The 18,805-nt window shown below is 66.1% G+C and carries 18 protein-coding genes; 2 read left to right on the top strand and 16 right to left on the bottom strand.

Features of this window, described 5'->3' with window-relative positions; genetic code table 11:
- Positions 1-75: 75 nt before the first annotated feature.
- Positions 76-1,383 (bottom strand): histone deacetylase family protein, encoded by a 1,308-nt coding sequence (locus G394_RS0109405; protein WP_028577439.1) that lies wholly within the window; start codon positions 1,381-1,383, stop codon positions 76-78.
- A gap of 11 nt (positions 1,384-1,394) precedes the next feature.
- The gene (locus G394_RS0109400; RefSeq protein WP_028577438.1) at positions 1,395-3,056 is read right to left on the bottom strand and encodes a hydantoinase/oxoprolinase family protein; all 1,662 of its coding nucleotides are present in this window, start codon (positions 3,054-3,056) and stop codon (positions 1,395-1,397) included.
- A gap of 253 nt (positions 3,057-3,309) precedes the next feature.
- Here G394_RS0109400 and G394_RS0109395 point away from each other — a divergent pair, with 253 nt between their 5' ends.
- The gene (locus G394_RS0109395) at positions 3,310-4,092 is read left to right on the top strand and encodes an inositol monophosphatase family protein (protein ID WP_084435517.1); all 783 of its coding nucleotides are present in this window, start codon (positions 3,310-3,312) and stop codon (positions 4,090-4,092) included.
- A 10-nt stretch (positions 4,093-4,102) separates the two neighbouring features.
- Here G394_RS0109395 and G394_RS0109390 read toward each other — a convergent pair whose 3' ends face one another.
- The 4 genes from G394_RS0109390 to G394_RS0109375 form a co-directional block, all read right to left on the bottom strand.
- Complete coding sequence (locus G394_RS0109390; RefSeq protein WP_028577436.1) at positions 4,103-4,309, bottom strand: hypothetical protein; 207 nt, start codon at positions 4,307-4,309, stop codon at positions 4,103-4,105.
- 196 nt (positions 4,310-4,505) lie between these two features.
- Entirely contained in the window at positions 4,506-4,790 is a 285-nt protein-coding gene (locus G394_RS0109385; protein WP_028577435.1) for a hypothetical protein, read from the bottom strand.
- A gap of 83 nt (positions 4,791-4,873) precedes the next feature.
- Positions 4,874-5,716, bottom strand: coding sequence for a menaquinone biosynthetic enzyme MqnA/MqnD family protein (locus G394_RS0109380; RefSeq protein ID WP_028577434.1), 843 nt, complete (start codon positions 5,714-5,716; stop codon positions 4,874-4,876).
- Positions 5,717-5,774: 58 nt separating this feature from the next.
- Positions 5,775-6,446 carry an adenylate kinase gene (locus G394_RS0109375; protein WP_028577433.1) on the bottom strand — a complete coding sequence of 224 codons (672 nt, stop codon included), beginning with the start codon at positions 6,444-6,446 and terminating at the stop codon, positions 5,775-5,777.
- 140 nt (positions 6,447-6,586) lie between these two features.
- Between G394_RS0109375 and G394_RS0109370 the strand changes: the two genes are divergently transcribed.
- Positions 6,587-7,390, top strand: a complete 804-nt coding sequence (locus tag G394_RS0109370; RefSeq protein ID WP_028577432.1) for a hypothetical protein — start codon at positions 6,587-6,589, stop codon at positions 7,388-7,390.
- Between the two features lie 119 nt (positions 7,391-7,509).
- Here G394_RS0109370 and G394_RS0109365 read toward each other — a convergent pair whose 3' ends face one another.
- From G394_RS0109365 to G394_RS0109320, 10 genes are all read right to left on the bottom strand, one after another.
- On the bottom strand, positions 7,510-8,295 hold the full coding sequence (locus tag G394_RS0109365) for an ABC transporter permease (RefSeq protein ID WP_028577431.1): 786 nt from the start codon (positions 8,293-8,295) through the stop codon (positions 7,510-7,512).
- A gap of 76 nt (positions 8,296-8,371) precedes the next feature.
- On the bottom strand, positions 8,372-9,241 hold the full coding sequence (locus G394_RS0109360) for an ABC transporter permease (RefSeq protein ID WP_028577430.1): 870 nt from the start codon (positions 9,239-9,241) through the stop codon (positions 8,372-8,374).
- Position 9,242: 1 nt separating this feature from the next.
- Positions 9,243-10,448 carry an ABC transporter substrate-binding protein gene (locus G394_RS0109355; protein WP_028577429.1) on the bottom strand — a complete coding sequence of 402 codons (1,206 nt, stop codon included), beginning with the start codon at positions 10,446-10,448 and terminating at the stop codon, positions 9,243-9,245.
- A gap of 1 nt (position 10,449) precedes the next feature.
- A complete protein-coding gene (locus G394_RS18705) occupies positions 10,450-11,439 on the bottom strand; it encodes an ABC transporter ATP-binding protein (RefSeq protein ID WP_051307089.1) in 990 nt (329 codons plus the stop codon).
- A gap of 7 nt (positions 11,440-11,446) precedes the next feature.
- Complete coding sequence (locus tag G394_RS0109345; protein WP_028577428.1) at positions 11,447-12,559, bottom strand: NAD(P)/FAD-dependent oxidoreductase; 1,113 nt, start codon at positions 12,557-12,559, stop codon at positions 11,447-11,449.
- Between the two features lie 110 nt (positions 12,560-12,669).
- On the bottom strand, positions 12,670-13,602 hold the full coding sequence (nudC, locus tag G394_RS0109340) for an NAD(+) diphosphatase (RefSeq protein WP_028577427.1): 933 nt from the start codon (positions 13,600-13,602) through the stop codon (positions 12,670-12,672).
- On the bottom strand, positions 13,557-14,534 hold the full coding sequence (locus G394_RS18700) for a radical SAM/SPASM domain-containing protein (RefSeq protein WP_051307088.1): 978 nt from the start codon (positions 14,532-14,534) through the stop codon (positions 13,557-13,559). The genes nudC and G394_RS18700 overlap by 46 nt, the downstream gene beginning before the upstream one ends.
- The gene (locus G394_RS0109330) at positions 14,531-16,711 is read right to left on the bottom strand and encodes a PAS domain-containing protein (RefSeq protein ID WP_028577426.1); all 2,181 of its coding nucleotides are present in this window, start codon (positions 16,709-16,711) and stop codon (positions 14,531-14,533) included. Before G394_RS0109330 ends, G394_RS18700 begins: the two co-directional genes overlap by 4 nt.
- A gap of 189 nt (positions 16,712-16,900) precedes the next feature.
- The gene (locus G394_RS0109325) at positions 16,901-17,332 is read right to left on the bottom strand and encodes an ACT domain-containing protein (RefSeq protein WP_028577425.1); all 432 of its coding nucleotides are present in this window, start codon (positions 17,330-17,332) and stop codon (positions 16,901-16,903) included.
- 54 nt (positions 17,333-17,386) lie between these two features.
- Complete coding sequence (locus G394_RS0109320; RefSeq protein WP_028577424.1) at positions 17,387-18,688, bottom strand: phenylacetate--CoA ligase family protein; 1,302 nt, start codon at positions 18,686-18,688, stop codon at positions 17,387-17,389.
- Positions 18,689-18,805: the final 117 nt, after the last annotated feature.

Raw genomic sequence — 18,805 nt, 5'->3', positions numbered from 1 at the left:
CGGAGGAGAAAGTGTCGGTAAATCAGGGGGATGCAGGAAGGGGCATGGGGTGCGAAACCCCATGCCCCGCAATGGCTATTTGGCGTACTCGTAGCGCTTGGTCACCCGGTCCGAGAGCTGGGCGTAGGCGAACCCTGCCTGGCGGGCCTTGGCGAAGCGCTCCTCGGCCTCCTGGCTGCACATGTCGCAGCCCTGGACGGGAACGTGCAGCCCGAGGCAGCGTGGCGTGTCGGCCGTCTCGCTCTCGACGATCAGCAGGCCCGGGCAGTGGGGGCAGTCCTTGAGGCGCTCGACCTGGTTCTCGGTGATGTCGTCGGTGTCGTAGTAGATGGAGCGGCGGCGCACGAAATACCCGCCCTCGCGCACGGCGTCCGTCGGTCTGGGGTTGAAGTAGACCTCGGGCAGCTGGTCGCACAGGGCCGAGAGGTAGTCCATGGTCGACTTCTGCTCGCGAATCTTCTCGCGGTCCAGTTCCGGCTCCTGCACGGCCGAGAAGTCCACGCCGGCCAGGGCCAGGCTGATGCCCAGGTTGACGTAGGGCAGCGCCCCCTTGATGGCGTAGCCGCCTTCGAGCACGGCGATGTCGGGCTTGAGCATTTCGGTCAGCCGCGCGTAGCCCTGGGCCGTGAAGTTCATGTTCGTGATGGGGTCCGAGAAGTGGTTGTCCTGGCCCGCGGAGTTGATGATCAGGTCGGGCTTGAAGTGCTCCAGGATGGGCATGACGATGCGCGCCACGGTCATCAGGTAGCCTTCGTCGGAGGTGCGCGGCGGCATGGGCACGTTGATGGTCCGCCCCATGGCCTTGGGGCCACCGCACTCCGACGGGAAGCCCGTGCCCGGGTAGAGGGTGCGCCCGTCCTGGTGCAGGGAGATGAAGAGCACGTCGGGGTCGTGCCAGTAGATGTCCTGGGTCCCGTCGCCGTGATGGCAGTCCGTGTCCACAACGGCCACGCGCAGGTTGCCGTAGTGCTCGCGGATCCACTCGATCATCACGGCTTCGATGTTGATGTTGCAAAAGCCGCGGCTGCCGTGGACCGTGCGCATGGCGTGGTGTCCGGGGGGGCGCACCACGGCGAAGGCGCGCTGCCTCTCCTTCTCCATGACAAGCTGGGCGGCGCGGATGACGCCGCCGGCGGAGATGAGATGGGAGTCGGTGCACACGGCCTGCACGTTGGGGAAGCAGAAGTGGGGGCGCAGGATGTCCTTTTGCGTGGCCACCAGAGGACGGTATTCGCGGATGCCCTCGATGTCGAAGATGCCTTCCTCCCGGAACTGGTCCTGGGTGTAGAGGAGGCGCTCCTCGCGTTCGGGGTGGGTCGGCGAGATGGCCCAGTCGAAGGCCGGGAAGAATATGATGCCGAGGCTGTTTCGTGCGGTGAGCATGGTTTCTCCGTTCAAGGCTCCAGGGTGGTGATGACGCCGGGCCGCATCTGGCAGCGGACGCGGATGTTGCGGCCGATGGTGTAGTGGCCTTCGACCATGTTGAAGGCGTCGGCCTGGATGACCTGGATGTCGCCCTCCTCGGCCGGGATGCCCTGTCGATCGAGTTCCGCGCGCAGCATGGTGGTGGCGTCGTGCACGGCCTCGTCCAGGGTGTATGTGCGTTTGATGGGCTTGTGGATGCCCAGGCCCGGCACCGTGAAGCTGCCGCGCGAGGTGTCCACGGTCAGGACCAGGGACTGGGTCGGACGGGTCAGGCAGGCGCCGATGGCGTTGGCCACCTGGGCATGACGGGGGGCGATGACGGGCAGGCCGAAGGTCTCCTCCAGCAGGGGGACCATGGCCTCGGCCGGGCCGCCGATGACCATGATGCGCTTCGGCTTGACCGTGCGGTCCTCGAGGATTTCCTGGATGGTGTAGACGGGACGGGAGTTGATGGCGTTCAGGAAGGCGTCGACCTTGCGCTTGAGGATGGACATGGCCATGTGCACGGCCTGCTCTGCGCATTCGCGGGCCGAGAGGCCCTGGGCCATGGCAACTTCCTTGATGCCCTTGGCCGAGCGTTCGCGGTCCCCGAAGGCGGCGTGGCCCAGGACGTTCATGGCGTCCATGAGGGCCGGGGCCGGGCCGCCGGCGGCCATGCACGGGCCGTGGCGGTCGGGGCCGACGCTCAATTGCCCGCCGCGGGAACTGATGAACGAGTCGCCGCCGATGCCGATGGACTCGACCTTCAGGGCCCGGACCAGGGTCGGGTGCTCGCCGATGGAAATGCCGTCGCGCTCCAGCAGAGGGATGCCGTCCAAGAGCACGGCCATGTCCGTGGTGGTGCCGCCGATGTCGAGGATGAGGGCGTCCTCGGTCTGCGGGGCGGTGCTGAGTATGCCCATGACCGATGCGGCCGGGCCGGAGAAGATGGACTGCACCGGGATCTCACGGGCGAGCTTGAGCGGCATGGTGCCGCCGTCGGCCTTGACGATGTTGATGTCGGCCTGGATGTTCAGGTCCAGAAGGCTCTGTTCCAGGGCGTCGGCGAAGGAGTTGAAGGTGCGCCAGACTGCCGAGTTGTAGTAGACGGTGCTGACGCGACGGCCGAAGTTCAGGGACTCGGACACGCGGTGCCCCTGGGTCACGAAGTCGGCCTGCGGGGCCAGGGCCTCGGCGATGGCCATCTCCTGCTCGGGGTTGCGCGTGCAGAACTTGCCGACCACGCCGTAGACGCGGATGCCTTCTTCGCGGCAGCGCGCGGTCATGGGCTTGATGTGGTCGGGGCGGACCTTGGCCGAGACGGCTCCGCGATGGTCCACGCAGCCCGAGAGCACATGGTACTGCGCGCCCAGGGCGTAGGCCTGGGGGTTGATGCCGGGACCGGGGATGACGAACATGCCGACCTTTTCGGTATGGCCGGTGACTATGGAATTGGTGGACAGGGTCGTGCTCAGGTTGAGGGTGCGGATTTCCGCGCCCTTGCAGTCCTTGAGGATGAGACGGAGCACTTCGGAGATGGTCGCGAGCAGGTTGTCGTGATCCGTGGGCACCTTGGCCATGGCTTCCACCCGGCCGTCCCGGATGCAGACGCCGTCCGTGTGGGTTCCGCCGACATCGATTCCGATAAGCATATATCCGATCCTTGGGGCTGACGGTTGGCCGGGGCGGACGCCGCGGCTTCCGGGCGGCTTCGGCAGGCCCGGCGCGGTGTGCTCGGGCGGGTCGAAGTCGGACTTGAGTTTTTTCCAGGCATGCAGCACCTCTGGCCGCATGCGCCGGAGTCTGGCGACGCCGGGTGGGAGAAACGCAAGTTGCTTTTTCAGGTTGCATATTTACCGGACTGCAGGCGAAGCGCAAGCAGAATTCCGTAAACGGAGGGATATGATGGATAAACAGCTGGTGGACGGTTTTCTGGACTGCGTACGTGAGGCCGGGAGAGTGGTGCGCGAGCAGTGGAACGATCCCAGGGAGATTGTCTTCAAGGGGCGCATCGATCTGGTCACCCAGACCGATCTGGCCGTGGAGCGCCTGCTTTCCGAACGCCTGCCCGGACTGCTGCCGGGCTCGTCCGTGCTGGCCGAGGAGTCGCATACGACCCTGGTCCCCGGCGATCTGACCTGGATCGTGGACCCGGTCGACGGAACCACGAACTACGCGCACCGGATTCCGATGGTCGCCGTTTCCGTGGCCCTGTGGCGCGGGGGGCGGGTGGAACTCGGCGCGGTGTTCCTGCCCGTCATGGACGAGCTTTTCTGGGCCGTCAGGGGAGAGGGCGCGTTCCTGAACGGCGAACGCATCCGCGTCAGCGCCGAGGCGGTCATGCAGTCGGCCCTGATCGCAACCGGTTTCCCGTATTCGTTTTACGCGGAGATCGACGAGGTTTGCGCGCGACTGCGCCGCGTGCTGCTGGCATCCCAGGGCATCCGCAGGATGGGCGCGGCGGCCGTGGACCTGGCCTATACGGCCTGCGGCAGGCTCGACGGCTATTACGAAACGGGCCTCAAGCCCTGGGACACGGCCGCGGGTTGGCTTCTGGTGGAGGAGGCTGGAGGCCGCGTCAGCGCCCTGGACGGAGAGTACGCCCTGGGCAGCCACATGATCGTGGCCACGAACGGCGCCGTGCATGACGAGTTGCAGGAACTGCTGCGGCTTGGGGACGAGGTCTGAGGCTCCCTGTTCAGATGTCGATGTCCAGGGACGAGAGCGGCGCGATCAGGTCCCCCTTGGAATTGTAGAGCCCAGCATCGGGCTGCCCTGCCGGGGCGCCCTGGTCCTGTCCGGAATACTGCTTCCGGTGTTTCTTGCGCTGGTGGGTCAGATCCCAGGAGGGCTGTCCGTCCCTCCATCGCCGCTGCGATTCGGATTCGAGAACACGCAGGCCCATGCCCGCCTCCTTGGCCGTCCGTGGCCGCTGTCGTTGCCTGAAAAGGGCTTCCCTGCCCATGTACGTTCTATCGGACGCCCGCCGGAAAACTTGAATCCGTGTTTTTCCGTCCCCCCGACACGAAAAAGGCCCCCGGTGAACCCACCGGGAGCCTTCTTGCGGAGCGTCGCCCGCAATGAGCGTCATGCCTGTTCCCTCAGACCGAGCTGTCCAGGAGCGTGCCCCGGCCCGTGTACACGGGCATGAGCACATCCGTCTGGAAGGTGTACGAGTTCTGGTTCTGATGCCGGTTGGTGTTTCTGTTCATGTAGTCGATGGTCGTGCTGACCACGGCCGCCCCGAAGGTCTCCCTGTCGAAGGGCGCGGCTTTCGGGGACCCGCCGCCGTGCATGTAGTCGAGTGTCTTCCCGACCACGGCGGCGCCGAAGGTCGTCTTGTCGTAGACGGGGGCGTATCCCCCCGACATGCCTTGAATGTCCATGACTCCTCCCTGGTTTCGGGAACATGACGCCTGATTGGAACAATCGGCCGGACGGGCGGAAAACTTGAGGCCGGGACGGCGCGTCAGGAAAACCAGCGCAGGCCCGGCATGCCGGACAGAAGCCCCTGCCGCGTGCAGCACTCGCCGAAGAGGGCCAGGCTGGCCTGCTCCCTGGGGCCGAGGTCGTAGTTCATGGCGCGCCAATAGCGGAGCAGGGCGGGGCTGGTCAGCCAGTCGGGCAGGTCGGGCAGGCGGGAAAGGGCCTCGAAATGGCCCTCCAGATCGGCGGTGATGGCGGCGATATGCGCCTGCAGCCGTCCGAGCTGTTCCCGCGCGGTCCCGGTCAGCCCGCGGCGCACGATCCATACGGCGAAGACGAAGGGCAGCCCTGTCCAGGCCGCCCATTCCGTGGCCAGATCGACGATGTGCCAGCCTTGGGGCGGGTGCACGAAATGACGCAGGGCGATGTTGCCGATCTCCAGGAAGGGCCGTCCGGTGGACAGGCCGGCGCCGGGCTCGACCTCCTGCCACTGAGGTGCGGGCAGTCCCCACTTCTGGCTCCAGAGAACCTTCAAGAGCGCCACGGACGTGGCCGACGCGCCGGTCAGGCAGACGGGGCCGGGATTGCGTTCGAGCCATGCGGGCAGTTCCGCCAGGGGAACGGGAGAGAGGAAGAGCACGCTCTGAACTTCGGCGTGGGCGCAGATGGACGCCCCGGGCAGGAGTTCGTACTTTTCGGCGTGGAGCAGATATTCGAAGGACGAGGACGGGGAGATGTCCAGCTCGCCTGCGGCCAGGGCCGCGTTCAGGCGGCTGGGGTGGCCGGGGACGTAGCCGAATTCCGGGCCCTCGGGGCAGACGCCTTCCAGCAGATGGAAGACGTGCCAGATGTTCAGATAGTCGATTCTGCCGATGCGAAGTGTCATGTGCGTAAAAAAAAGGCGGGGTCGCCCCCGCCTCCGGTTCGTCCTATTTCAGGCCGGATTAATCCAGCTGGGCCATCAGGGTGGCGCGGATGTCGTCGATGGAGCCTTCGCCGTCCAGTTCGATGTACTTGAAGCCGGCCTCTTTGGCCAGGTTCTTGTAATAGTAGGAAGCGGCCAGGGTGCCGGTCTTGGAGTCGTAGTAAATGTCGTGGCGCTTGTCGATGGCGCCTTCGTCCTGGTCGTCGGCGCGGGCGGAGAGCTCGCCGCCGCAGACGCGGCACTTGTCGCCGTTGGGCTTGATGGCGTCAATGAAGATGTTGTTGGGGTGGTTGTTGTCGTTCTTGCAGAGGCGGCGGCCCATGATGCGGTTCTTGGCCACTTCGCGGGGCAGGAGGATCTCAATGACGAAGTTCAGCTTCACGCCGTCGGCCTGCAGGGCTTCCCACAGCTTCTGGGCCTGGACGATGGAGCGGGGGAAGCCGTCCAGCAGCCAGCCGTTGGGGCTGGAGTTCTTCAGCACGTCGAGGACCATGGGGATGGTGATGTCGTCAGGCACGAGTTCGCCCCTGTCGATGTACTCCTTGGCCTTCTTGCCGAGTTCGGTGCCGCCGCCGATGTGCTTGCGGAAGATGGCGCCGGATTCGATGTGGTCGAGGTCGTACTTCTTCTTGGCCAGAGAGCCCTGGGTGCCCTTGCCGCTGCCATTGGGTCCGAAAATGAGAATATTCAAGGCGAAAACCTCCTGTAAAAAATTTCACAAAGTACTATAGGCAGGCTTTTGGCCTGTCAATGAAAGATCGGAGGCGCTCTTGTCAGGAGAGGGACGCGCGGTTAGGGTCGCCCTACAACCATGAGCAGACGGGAGGGACCATGGGGCTGTTGGACGAATGGGGCGACGCCCTGGTGGAGGAGGGACTCAAGGAGGCCGCCGACACCTTTTTCGGGGCCCGCAAGGCCCTCGACGACGAGATCGCCTGGTTCGAGGAGCAGACGGCCAAGCTCCGGGCCAGCGCCGTGGAGATCCGTTCATGGTTCGCCGGACTGAACTGCCTGCTCGGCTCCGAGGCCGCCTCCCGCATGCTGTTCGACGCCCTGGGCGTGACCCTGGGCGACCCGTCCCTCTATGCCCACCAGGTCTGCAGTCTGCAGTTCCGCAGGCCGCGCAGCTTCACCCGCAAGGGCCTTTTCGCCAAGACCGTCTGGGAAGTCTACGAGCCCCTGGCCCGGTTCATCGAGGCCTACATGCACGGCGCCCCCTTCGCCGACCCCCTGCAGCCCGGCCGCGTCCTGATCACCGTCAACCACGACCATCTGCGCAAGCGCTGCGCGGAGATCAACGCGCGCATAAGGGGTGTCAACGAGTCCAACCGCCCCTCCGAATCCCTGGGCTTCGCCAAGAAGATGGACCAGATGCAGGTGCAGAAGGAGTCCATCACGGGCGGAGGCGGCCAGACCTGGACCCTGGACAGGGATATGGCCTTCACGCCCCTGGACTTCGACACCTACGACCTCCCCGCCTTCCCCGACCTCCCCGTGGACAGCCGCGCCCAGGACAAGATCAGGTCATGCTGCAACACCATCTTCGCCACACGCCGCGACCACGTGGAGGACGTGCTGGGCGAGGTGTTTTCGCCGGAGGACAAGAGGTTTTGCGTCTTGAGCCGGGAGGGGTGAGGAGGGGGGAGAGGAAAGGATGGACGATATGGACGTTATGGACGAACACGGACCGGGCGCGGGGATGCCCATTGTCCGTGCAGGTCCGTGAAAGTCCGTGTCAGTCCATAAAATCCATTCTACTTCATGCCCCGCCTTCTGAAATACCCCCCCAGCAGCAGTTCCAGCATCACGAAAAACGCAATCGGCACGGCCAGGAAGATGAGCGTGACCATGGCGCCGAGGCCGCGGTTTGACGAGGTGATGACCGGGAAGAGGTAGCCCGTGAAGGACGGTACCGTGCCGCCGCCGATGAGGAAGACCAGGAAGTACTCCGAGAAGGCCACCAGGAAGACCACGCTACCGCCGGCGGCCAGGGCCGGGAGCAGCAGGGGCAGTTCGACTTGGCGGAAGGCCTGCCAGGGCGAGGCGCCGAGGTTCAGGGCGCAGGTGCGGTAGTCCGGTCCCAGATGCGTGCAGGCCGTGGTCAGGGAGCGCAGCATGTAGGGGTAGGAGGCGATGGACAGCACCAGGACCACGCCGACCGCGCTGTCGGCCAGGCCCAGGCGGATGAACGCGAAGTGCAGGCCCATGCTGTAGGTCATGGCCGGGACCAGGGCCGGCGTGAGCAGGAGCCCTTCCAGCAGGTTCTTGCCGCGGAAGGAGGCCCGGGCCAGGAACCGCGCCGGCCCCAGGGTCATGGCCACGGTCAGGGCCACGGTGGCCAGGGAATACGCCACCGACGATCCGAGGGCCGCCAGCATGGCCCCCGGGTTCCGCAGCGCCTGGGCAAACCCGTCCCATGACAGCTCCGGCGGAATCACATCCGGATAGCGCCACCCCGGCGCGCCGGCCTGGAGCAGGAGCACGCCCACGGGCAAAACGAAAAGCACCCCCAACAGCACCAACGTCGCAGCGTTTCTCATGCCGTGTCCCACCCCACCCGCAAGGGGTGCAGGGGACGCGTCCCCTGCCCGCCGGAGGCATGCCTTCCTCCCCCCGTCACAGCTTCCTCCCCCGGTCGTCCACGCGGCGGGCCAGGGCGTTGTAGAGCATGGTGAAGAGGGCCGTGAAGGCGAACATCAGGGCCAGGATGGCCATGGCCTGCGGTCGGTCGGCCAGGTCCTTCTGGAAATAGATGTCGTAGACGCGCATGGACAGCATGCCCGGCCGCGACTCGCCCAGCAGGAAGGGGATGTCGAAGGCCCCGAAGGCGTAGAGGAAGAGGATGATGAAGGCGCTGTGCATGGCCGGCAGCAGCCGCGGCAGGGTCACGCGGCGGAAGGTTTCGAGAGGCCCGGAGCCGAGCATGGCCGCGGTCTGCAGCAGGCGGGTGTCGAAGCCGAAGAGCACGGCCAGGACCATGAGCATGGCGAACGGCGTGCCCTTGAACATGTAGGCCAGGATCATGCCCAGCCCGTCGCCGGCGTAGAGGAGCTGCGGGAAGTCCTGCGGGGTGGGGGCCAGGCCCAGCGTGTGCGCGAGGGAGGCCACCAGGCCCGTCTGCCCGAAGCACAGGAGCACCAGGAAGGCCGCGGCCACGTGGGGCAGGATCAGTCCCACCTTGTAGACCACGGCCGCCTGGCGCAGGCGCGCCGGGAGCTTCCAGACCATGTACCCCAGGGTCGTGCCCAGGGAGACGGAGCCCAGGGCCGAGACCAGGGACACGTAGAGGGTGAAGGCCAGGGAGCGCCGCATGGCCGCGCTGCCCAGGACCGTCCCGTAATGCTCCAAGGTGGGGCCGCCGGACGCGGTCGGCAGGAAGAGCCCGAGGCTCTGCAGCGCGGTCAAGCACAGCCCGGCGGCGAAGATGCCGGCGAAGGGCGCGAGCAGCGGCAGCAGCGAGCGCGACGTCAGCGGGCTACGGGTCATGTCACCGGTCCAGGACGTTTGATTCCCAGTCTTTTTCCAGCAACTCCAGATACTCCGAAGGGATTTCGGGCACTGCGGCCGCCGCCAGCGCGTCGGCCGGCAGGGTGGCCGCGCCGAGGTCCACGGCGGCGAACGCGGCCGCCATGTCGGCCGGGAGGCGCTTCATGTCCAGGGCCGGCAGGTCGCCCCAGTTGGCGGGCAGGTATTTGGACAGCTGGGCTTCGGGGCTCATCAGGAAATCGGCCACGACCATGGCCCCGGCCTTGTTGGGCGCGTTGAAGGGCACGGCCGTGAAGTGCGTGTTGGAGATGGTTCCCTCCTGCATGACGAAGGTGCGCACGGTGTCGGGGTAGGTCTTCTCCAGAATCTTCATCTGGGCGTGGGCCGGGTGGTAGGACATGCTCATGTCGATCTCGCCGCGGGCGAAAAGGGTGTCCAGGGCGGCGGCGTCCTTGGGGTAGGTCTTCCCCTGGCGCCACAGGGCCGGCGCCGCCTCGTTCAGCCAGGCCCATGTCTTGGGGGCGTTTGCGGCGTAGACGGCCGGGTCGAGGCCCTGCATGTACTGACTGTGGCCACCCGTGGTCGCGTAGAAGACCTGGCGGACAAAGGCCGAGCCCGTGAAGTCAGGCGGCTGGGGGTAGGTGAAGCGCCCTGGGTTGGCCAGAATCCAGGCCTTCAGTTCGGCGAAGCTGCGCGGCGGGTTTTTGATCTTGGCGCTGTCGTACTCGAAAACGAACTGGGCCCGACCGTAGGGGGCCTCGAAGCCGTCCACGGGGAAGCCGAAGTCGAAGCGGGACGCTTCGGGGTCGTAGTATGCCTTGAAATTCGGCATGCGGTCCAGGAACGGGCCGAAAAGCAGGCCGGCCTGGCGGGCGTTCTTGAAATTCTCGCCGTTGATCCAGAGCAGGTCCATGGTTCCCGTGCCTTTGCCCGCGGCCTTCTCGGTCAGCAGCTTGTTGACGAAGACCGACGCGTCCATGGGCACGCGCACCAGCTTGATGCCGAAGCGCTTCCCGACCTCGGCCGCGACGTAGGTGTCGACCCAGGCGTTGATCTGGTCGCCGCCGCCCCACATGTGCCAGCGCACCTCGGTGCCCCGGGCCGCGGCCAGCATGTCGGTGTGGGTCATGGAATCGATCTCGGCGGCGCGGGCAACCCCGGCCAGGGACAGAAGGCAGAGCAGGGCAAGGATCAGATGTCGCGGCATGTCAACTCCCGTGTGTCGGATATGTGGTGTCGTCGATGGATGTGCGCAGGTCGGCGCCCGGCGCGCAGAGGCCGACGCGCACGCGCTGGCCGGTCTCGCCCACCGGGGCGAGGCTGTAGACGGTCAACGCGGCGCCGCGCAGGCTGACTTGGTAGCTGATGTAATGTCCGGCGAAGTGGAGGCCCTCGATGCGTCCCGGCCCGTCGTCGTCGACGGTCAGGCACAGGGATTCCGGGCGCAGGAGGGCGGCTTCGGCGGGCAGGCCCAGAAGGGCGGCCTGGGCCGGTTCCAGGCGGTTCACGGGCCCAAGGAACCGCGCTGTCTCCTCGTCGGCTGGGCGCAGGTAGACCTCCCGGGGGCTGGCGTACTGGCGCAGGCGGCCGTCCAGCATGATGCCGATGCGGTCGGACATGGCCAGGGCTTCTTCCAGGTCGTGGGTCACGCTGATGGTCGTGGTCGAGAATTCCCGCTGGGTGGCGCGGATGAAAAGGGCCGTCTCCATCTTCAGGTTGCGGTCGAGGTTGGCGAAGGGCTCGTCCAGGAGCAGAAGCGCCGGTTCCACGACCATGGCCCGGGCCAGGGCCACGCGCTGCCGCTGGCCGCCCGAGAGCTGGGCCGGGTAGGCCCGGGCGCGGGCCTGCAGGCGGAAGTAGCCGAGCATGTCCGTGACGCGCCGGCGGATTTCGTCGCGGGGCAGGCGCCGGGCGCGCAGGCCGAAGGCCACGTTCTCGAACACGGTCATGTTCGGGAACAGGACGTAGTCCTGGAAGACGAGGATGGCCGGCCTTTCGCGGGTGACGGGCGGGTCCGTGGCCACGTGGCCGCGGTCCGCCCGTTCCAGGCCGGCGATGATGTGCAGCAGGGTGGTCTTGCCCACGCCCGAGGGGCCGATGATGGAAACCAGTTCCCCGTGCCCCGCCTCGAAGCTGACGTCGCGGAGCACGGGGACGCCCTGGAAGGACTTGCCCAGGTTGGAGATGGCCAGGCGCATGGGAGCGCTATTTCTCCAGGGCCTGGAAATGGCGCATGAAGCGCCGATCGATGAAGTCCTTGAGCGTGAAGGCCAGGGAGTTGCGGAACGCGAAGGGCCCCTTGCTGAAGATGGCCGTATCGTCGCCCATGTTGAAGAGCAGCAGGTAGCTGCCACCCGGGTCGAAGGCCATGAGCCGCTTGCCGTTCAGGCTGGCCCTGACGTTGCGGTACAGGACGGGGTTTTCGCGCACGGCGTATACGCCGACCTTGTCCAGGGGTTGGGGCGCGAAGTCGATGCAGTCGCCGCCGCCGAAGATTTCCGGGTGCTCGACGCACTGCAGACGTTCGTTGACCAGCAGCCCGCCCGTGGGTCCCGTGGGCAGGCCCGATTCGGCGAAGATGCGTGAAGGGCGTACGCCCGTGGCCACGAAGACGAGGTCGGGACGGTGCGTCATCCCACCCTGAAGCACGGCGCCGTCGCGGATCTCCTGCACGTAGCCGTCCTCACGGATGTCGATGTCCTGGGCGCTCAGGGACTGTCGGGCCATGTCGCGGATCTTGTCCGGCAGGCGCCCCAGCAGGCCGCGGCCGGCGAAGAGGGTGATGCGCGGGGCGTGACGCCCGCGGTGCCTGGCCAGCCTGCGGACGTTGCCCGCGATCTCCAGGGCGGCCGGCCCGCCACCGACCACGGCCACGTGCCCCCTGGTCCTGGCGGCGCACAGGGACACGACGGCGCGTTGGGCCTCCTGCAGGCGTTCGATGGGCTTGACCGTGAAGACGTTCGCCGTGTCGCCGTGGATGTTGTCGAAGGGGATGAAGCTGCCCGCGTTGCAGGACAGCACGTCGTAGGCGATGACCTGGCCCGAGTTGGTCGTCACGGTGCGTTCCTGGGCGTCGATGCTCGTGACCTTGGCGCGTACGAAGGAGCCGCCCTGGCGTTCGACCACGTAGCGGGTGGCGAAGCGGATGTCGTCGGGCGAGTAGCTCAGGCCGAGCATGCCCGGTCCCATGCCGGAATAGTAGTGGAAATCGGAAGGTTGGATGACGACGACCTCATGGCCGTCCCTGACCAGGTCCCGGATGTGGGCCAGGATGGTCATGTGCGCATGGCCGCCTCCGGCCAGGACGAGTCTGCCCATGTCTATGCTCCGTGATGAAGTTGGAGACGAGGCGGCAAGGCCGCCTGATCATGTTTAATCATACTCTCGGGGGCGATGCAACGACTTGGCCGCAATGGTCCCCGTCCGCCTCAGGGCGCCGGGATGCGGCCCTCGTACCAGGCGTCGAAGAGATGGCGGGAGATGGTCTCGGACGCGGGCAGGGCCAGCACACCGGATTCGAGCAGGGCTGGGATCTCGGCGCGGGCGAACCAGCGCGCGTCTTCGAGTTCCTCGTCGTTCAGGCGGATGCGGGTGGAGGTCGCCCTGGCGTGGAACCCGAGCATCAGGGAGTTCGAGAACGGCCAGGGCTGGGAGCAGAAATAGCGGATGTCCGTGACGTGGATGCCCGTTTCCTCCAGGACCTCGCGCACGACGGTGTCTTCGGCGCTTTCGCCGGGTTCCACGTAGCCGGACACGGCCGAATAGACCCGCGGCTTCCACCCGGCCTGCCGCCCGAGCAGGCATCGGTCCCCGTTTTCGTCCTCGTGGTGGACCAGCACGATCATGGCCGGGTTGACGCGCGGGTAGTGCTCCATGCCGCAGGCCGGGTTGGTGCAGGCCTGGGCCAGGGAGAATGGGCGGGGTGTCGTGGGGTGGCCGCACAGGCTGCAGAAGCGGGCCTGGTTGTGCCAGGACGCCACGGAGCGGGCATAGCCCAGCAGGGCCGTCATATGCGGCTCAAGGGTCGCCGCCCGGGGTCGCAGCGGCTGGAAGACGCCGAGGCCCGAGATGCAGCGGGCGGTGCGTTCGGGCAGGCGGTCGATGCTCACGGCGAAATAGCTTGTCTCGCCGTCGTCGCCCAGGAGCATGGTTTCCAGGCGGATGCCGTCGCATCCTTCAAGCATGCGCGCGGACAGGAGCAACGGCTCACCGAGACGGTCGTCGAAGAGGATCTCGTCACCCCTGACGATGATGAAGGCTTCGCGCCCGCTTGGGGCGGTGTCTGCGGCGGGGCGGGCGGGCTTGCGGTTCAGGATCAGCCCCGAGAAGGCGTTGCGGGCTGAGCGGCTGTAATGGTCCATGAGGCTTCTTCACTGTGTTTGCGTTGGGCGCGGTGCGTTGCGTGCAGCCGTTGTGCCTTGCTTTGGAACCTGCGGCAATAGGTGCAGTGGCGGCAGACCTCCTCCGTCAGTTCGCCCCGCGCAAAGCCCTGGCGCATGGCGCGGGCCCGCGGCGCGGCCAGGATGTCGACCAGGGGGGCTTCGTGCAGGTTGCCCAGGGCCAGGCGGCCTTCGGCGTCCAGGCAGCAGGGGCAGACCGTGCCGTCGGCCAGGATGGCGCAATGCGTTGACAGGGCGTGGCAGAAGCCCTGCGCCTGCGCCTCGCCGGTCAGGTCGCCCGGCCAGTCGAAGACCGTGTCGGCGTGGAGGTAGACGCGCCCCGTCAGGCGCAGGCTCTTGCGTCCGGCAGTAGGCGCGGGGAGGGCGATGCCCAGGCGCTGCGCGACGCGGTCCAGGACGGGCGCGTTGAAGTCGCCCAGCATGGGGTCATGCCGGTCGTCCAGGGTCCAGAGTCTGAGATTGATGTAGAGTTCGGGCCGCTGCCGCATCGCCTGCAGGCAGAAGGAAAGGATGCGCTCCAGGGCGTCCCGGTCGAAATCGTCAGAGGTCCGCAGGGCCTGCAGGGAGAAGTTGACCTGACGCAGGGCCGGGGCCGCCAGCAGGAGTTCGCCCCGTCGGTCCAGCAGAAGGCCGTTGGTGGTCAGGTTGACCTCGATGCCGGCCGCGGCGCTTCGTTCCATGATCTCGGGGAACTGGGGGTGCAGGAGGGGTTCGCCCAGGACGTGCAGGCAGATCTGGCCGGTCAGCGGGGCGACCTGCTCCATGACGCGCCCGAAGAAGGCTGGCGCAATGAACGCGGCGGCGCGTTTTGTGCCCGGGCAGAAACTGCAGCGCAGGTTGCAGACGTTGGTGATTTCCACATAGACGCGCTGCAGGCGTCCGGGTGCCGTCAACCCTGCCCCTCCTCTTCGCCCGGAGCCGGGACGAGCGGCAGGGTGAAGTGGAATTCACTGCCCTGGCCCGGTTCGGAAATCAGGCACACGCTCGAACCCATCAGGCGCAGCAGACGCTTGACGATGGCCAGTCCCATGCCCGTCCCGCCGAACTCCCGGTTTGCGGCCATGTCGGCCTGGGTGAAGGGTTCGAAAATGGCGGCCAGCTTGTCGTCGGCGATGCCCACGCCGGTGTCGCTGATCGCGAAATGCACCATGCCGCGCCTCGCGCCGTTGCGCAGGGGCAGCATGGAGATTTCCACGCGAACGGATCCGTGCTGCGTGAACTTCAGGGAGTTGCCGACGAGGTTGAAGAGGACCTGCCGGATGCGGCGGACGTCGCCGGTCAGTTTCTCCGGTACGTCGGGGTCCGTGGTTACGGTCAGCGTGAGGCCCTTGCGCTGCGCCTCCTCCTGGAGGGAGTTGCGGATGGGCTGGATGAGTTCTGCGGTCACGAAGGGATGCGAAACGAGGCAGAGCGTCCCGGTATCCATGGCCGAAAGATCGAGCACGTCCTGCAGGATGGTCAGCAGACCCCGGCTGGAGTCGATGGCCATGGTGATGAAGTCGCTTGCGTCCTCGAGCTTGACGTCGCGGATGACCTGCAGGGAGCCGAGGATGCCGTTCAGCGGCGTGCGGATTTCGTGGCTCATGACGGCCAGGAACTCGGACTTGGCCGTGCTCGCCGCCTCGGCGGCCTCCTTGGCCTTGAGCAATTCCTCCTCGACGAGCTTCTGCCTGGTGATGTCCACGAAGGACTCGATGAGCACCGGCCTGCCGCCGATCTCGGTCCGGATGGCCGATTTGAGGATGTGGAAGGGCCTGCCCGAGGCGTCCTTGAGATGCACCTCGCTGCCGATGAGGCGGATGCCCTTGTCCAGCACGGGACACGTGCCGTTGCAGGCGCTACAGATGTGATTCTGGCAGCTTGAGCCGACCAGTTCCTCGGCCGTGCGGCCCGTCATGTCCATGAGCTTGGGGTTGATGTAGCTCACCCGCCGTTCTTCGGTGTCCACCACGGCGATGCCGACCTGCAGGTTGTCGAGGATGAGGCGTAGGCGCTCTTCGTCGCTCCGCAGCTTTTCCTGGGCCTGCACGCGCTCGGTCACGTCCTCCATGATGGCCAGGGCGCGGCCGTCCTCGAGGCGTCTGGCCTGCATTTCGAAAAGCCGCATCGACCCGTCCTTGCACGTCACGGGCCCCAGGGTTCCAGGGCCTTCGATGCCTTTGAGGCGATGGGCATAGATTCTGAGCATCTCCGTCCTGAGCGGGATTTCGGGGAAGGCCCTGCGGAACCAGCCGTTGCGGGTACCGACGTCGTGCAGTTCGTACCCCGTCAGGGCGGTGAAGGCAGGGTTGACCAGGCTGACCCTGTTGTCGGGCTGGATAACCATCAGGCCCATGGGCAGCCGCTGGATCAGGGTGTCGAGCATGTCCAGATGGACGCGCGTTTCCTTGTGCGAGACGTTCAGGTCGTCGATGTGCATGCGGTAGAAACGGCGGATGATTCCCGAGGCCGGAATCAGAAAGCTCAGAAAGAGCAGGGCGGCAACGGAGCCGATCAGCGCGTGGGTGGCGTTGATGCGCGAGAGGTCGCGGATCTCCATGTCGGCGCAGCTCAGGTACGGTTTCCCTGTCGGGCTGGTTTCGTAAAGGCAGGTGGTCCGGAAAGCGCCCCACTCGTCCTTGTAGGACACTGATGCGTCCGTGCCGTCGCGCAGGGCCGCGAAGAACTCGGGCGGCGCCTCCTCGTACGGGCAGAAGTACCAGACCTTGCGCTCCTTGGCCTCTTCCTCGGTCACGGTCGGGGCGGAGAAGAAGAGGGCGTCATCCTTCATGACAAGGGTGTAGACGTAGATCAGCTCGTTGGCCTTGGCGAAGGCGTTGAACCTTTCGCGGTTGACCATCTCCTCGTCGAAGCCGATGGAGCTGTTGTCCACCGCCCGGTCGTGAAAGTCCGGGGCCAGGAGGAGCTTGAGGCTACGTGCGGCGGCGTTCAGGCGCAGGTCCGTCGCCTGCAGGGTCTTGTCGTTTTCGAAGCGGGTCCAGGCCATCGTCATGGCCGCGATGACGGCGATATAGACGGCGAGCAGCAGGAAGGACCGTAGGAAAAGTGAGCGGTATCGTGCGTCTTTCATGGCATGGGCGTCGTATCCGGATGTGAGATGTCGAAACGGTGATATTCGGTCATACCCGTCCTGCGCTTCCAAGGCAATGTCGGACGCCATATAATGGGAAACTTCCGGTCGGGTTGCGTCGTACCGCCGCGTGACGGCCCGGAAATGCAGAAAGCCCCCGCTGCGGCGAGGGCTTTCTGTCGTCTGCGCCTAGAGCGAGTAGAGTTCCTCGCCCGAAAGGACGCGCACGTTGTTCTTCTGCAGCACCTCGATGGCCTGGTCCGTGCGGTCGAAGCGGAAGATGAGGATGGCGTTGCGGCCGCTCTGGGTGACGAAGGCGTACATGTACTCGACGTTGACGCCGCCGGCGTTGAGCATCTCCAGGATGGCGTGCAGCCCGCCGGGCTTGTCGCCGACCTCCGCGGCCACGACGTTGGTGCGGCCCACGGTGAAGCCTTTGGCCTTCAGGGCCTCCTTGGCCTTCTCGTTGTCCGTGACGATGAGGCGCAGGATGCCGAAGTCGGACGTGTCGGCCAGGGACAGGGCGCGGATATTGATCTGGTTCTCGGCCAGGGTCTTGGTCACTTCGGCCAGCCGGCCGGCCCTGTTTTCCAGAAACACGGAAATCTGTTCAACTTTCATGGTACCTCCCGAAAGGGGACTGCGGGCGCGGGGCGGGCCGCGCCGGCCGGTTGATTACGCGTTGCGCAGGTCGATGATGCGCTTGGCCTTGCCCTCGGAACGCTCGATGCTCCGCGGTTCCGAGAGGGTCACCTTGGCGGTGACGCCGAGAAATTCCTTGATATTCTTTTGTATCTTGGCTTCGATACGCTGTAAATGCTTGATCTCGTCCGAGAACATCTTTTCGTCCACCTCGACCTTGACCTCGAGCATGTCGAGGCTGCCCTCGCGGGTCAGGATGAGCTGGTAGTGCGGGGCCACGCCCTGCGTTTCGAGCAGGATGGTCTCGATCTGTTGCGGGAACACGTTCACGCCGCGGATGATGAGCATGTCGTCGCTGCGGCCCTGGATGCGGGTGATGCGCCGGTGGGTGCGGCCGCAGCGGCAGGGGATGGCGTCGATGCGCGTGATGTCGCGTGTGCGGTAGCGGATCAGCGGCTGGGCCTCCTTGGTCAGGGTGGTGATGACCAGTTCGCCCGTCTCGCCCAGGGGCAGCTGCTCGCCCGTCTCGGGGTCGATGATCTCGATGAGGAAATGGTCCTCCCAGATGTGCAGGCCGTCCTGGGCGTCGCAGCACTCCATGCCCACGCCGGGTCCCATGATCTCCGACAGGCCGTAGATGTCCAGGGCCTTGATGCGCAGCTTGGATTCGATCTCCGAGCGCATATTCTCGCTCCAGGGCTCGGCCCCGAAGATGCCCGTGTGAAGTTTCAGGTCGTCGATGCTCATGCCCGCGGCGATGATGGATTCGTACAGGAAGAGGGCGTAGGACGGCGTGCTGCAGAGGATGGTCGAGCCGAAGTCGCGCATGAGCATGACCTGGCGCCGCGTGCCGCCGCCGGAGATGGGCAGGATGGTCGCGCCCAGGCGCTCCACGCCGTAGTGCATGCCAAGCCCGCCGGTGAAGAGGCCGTAGCCGTAGGCGTTGTGCACGATATCGCGGCGGCTGGCCCCGGCGCACATGAGCGAGCGGGCCATGAGCTCGGCCCAGGTGTTCACGTCGCGCTGGGTGTAGCCCACCACCGTGGCCTTGCCCGTGGTGCCCGAGGAGGCGTGCACGCGCACGACGTTGTCGCGGGGCACGGCGAAGAGGCCGAAGGGGTAGTTGTTGCGGAGGTCCTGCTTCTCGGTGAAGGGCAGATACTTGAGATCGCTCAGGGAACGGATCTGCTCGGGACGCAGGTTCATCTCGTTGAACCTGTTCTGGTAGAAGGGCACGTTGTAGTAGACCTTCTCGACCAGGGACTTGAGCCGGCGCAGCTGCAGGGCTTCCAGGTCTTCCCGCGGCATTGTTTCGTTGGACACGTCGAACAGCATGGCTGAACCTCCGGGTGAAAAAAATGAAAAAGCCGCGAACATGGGGCTGTTCACGGCGGCTGAAATCGTCTGCGCGCTGCGCGCTACACCGTGGCCCCTTTCCAGAAGGGGCCGGTA

The organism is Desulfomicrobium escambiense DSM 10707 (genome assembly GCF_000428825.1).
Lineage (GTDB): Bacteria > Desulfobacterota > Desulfovibrionia > Desulfovibrionales > Desulfomicrobiaceae > Desulfomicrobium > Desulfomicrobium escambiense.
The sequence above is the reverse complement of the archived record's forward strand: the minus strand, read 5'-3'. Positions and strand labels throughout refer to the sequence as shown.

What these genes read in the sequence shown, in the direction of transcription:
- G394_RS0109405 (WP_028577439.1), bottom strand. Translation starts at nt 1,383, where the DNA reads ATGCTCACCGCACGAAACAGCCTCGGCATCATATTCTTCCCGGCCTTC.
- G394_RS0109400 (WP_028577438.1), bottom strand. Translation starts at nt 3,056, where the DNA reads ATGCTTATCGGAATCGATGTCGGCGGAACCCACACGGACGGCGTCTGC.
- G394_RS0109395 (WP_084435517.1), top strand. Translation starts at nt 3,310, where the DNA reads ATGGATAAACAGCTGGTGGACGGTTTTCTGGACTGCGTACGTGAGGCC.
- G394_RS0109390 (WP_028577436.1), bottom strand. Translation starts at nt 4,309, where the DNA reads ATGGGCCTGCGTGTTCTCGAATCCGAATCGCAGCGGCGATGGAGGGAC.
- G394_RS0109385 (WP_028577435.1), bottom strand. Translation starts at nt 4,790, where the DNA reads ATGGACATTCAAGGCATGTCGGGGGGATACGCCCCCGTCTACGACAAG.
- G394_RS0109380 (WP_028577434.1), bottom strand. Translation starts at nt 5,716, where the DNA reads ATGACACTTCGCATCGGCAGAATCGACTATCTGAACATCTGGCACGTC.
- G394_RS0109370 (WP_028577432.1), top strand. Translation starts at nt 6,587, where the DNA reads ATGGGGCTGTTGGACGAATGGGGCGACGCCCTGGTGGAGGAGGGACTC.
- G394_RS0109365 (WP_028577431.1), bottom strand. Translation starts at nt 8,295, where the DNA reads ATGAGAAACGCTGCGACGTTGGTGCTGTTGGGGGTGCTTTTCGTTTTG.
- G394_RS0109360 (WP_028577430.1), bottom strand. Translation starts at nt 9,241, where the DNA reads ATGACCCGTAGCCCGCTGACGTCGCGCTCGCTGCTGCCGCTGCTCGCG.
- G394_RS0109355 (WP_028577429.1), bottom strand. Translation starts at nt 10,448, where the DNA reads ATGCCGCGACATCTGATCCTTGCCCTGCTCTGCCTTCTGTCCCTGGCC.
- G394_RS18705 (WP_051307089.1), bottom strand. Translation starts at nt 11,439, where the DNA reads ATGCGCCTGGCCATCTCCAACCTGGGCAAGTCCTTCCAGGGCGTCCCC.
- G394_RS0109345 (WP_028577428.1), bottom strand. Translation starts at nt 12,559, where the DNA reads ATGGGCAGACTCGTCCTGGCCGGAGGCGGCCATGCGCACATGACCATC.
- nudC (WP_028577427.1), bottom strand. Translation starts at nt 13,602, where the DNA reads ATGGACCATTACAGCCGCTCAGCCCGCAACGCCTTCTCGGGGCTGATC.
- G394_RS0109330 (WP_028577426.1), bottom strand. Translation starts at nt 16,711, where the DNA reads ATGAAAGACGCACGATACCGCTCACTTTTCCTACGGTCCTTCCTGCTG.
- G394_RS0109325 (WP_028577425.1), bottom strand. Translation starts at nt 17,332, where the DNA reads ATGAAAGTTGAACAGATTTCCGTGTTTCTGGAAAACAGGGCCGGCCGG.
- G394_RS0109320 (WP_028577424.1), bottom strand. Translation starts at nt 18,688, where the DNA reads ATGCTGTTCGACGTGTCCAACGAAACAATGCCGCGGGAAGACCTGGAA.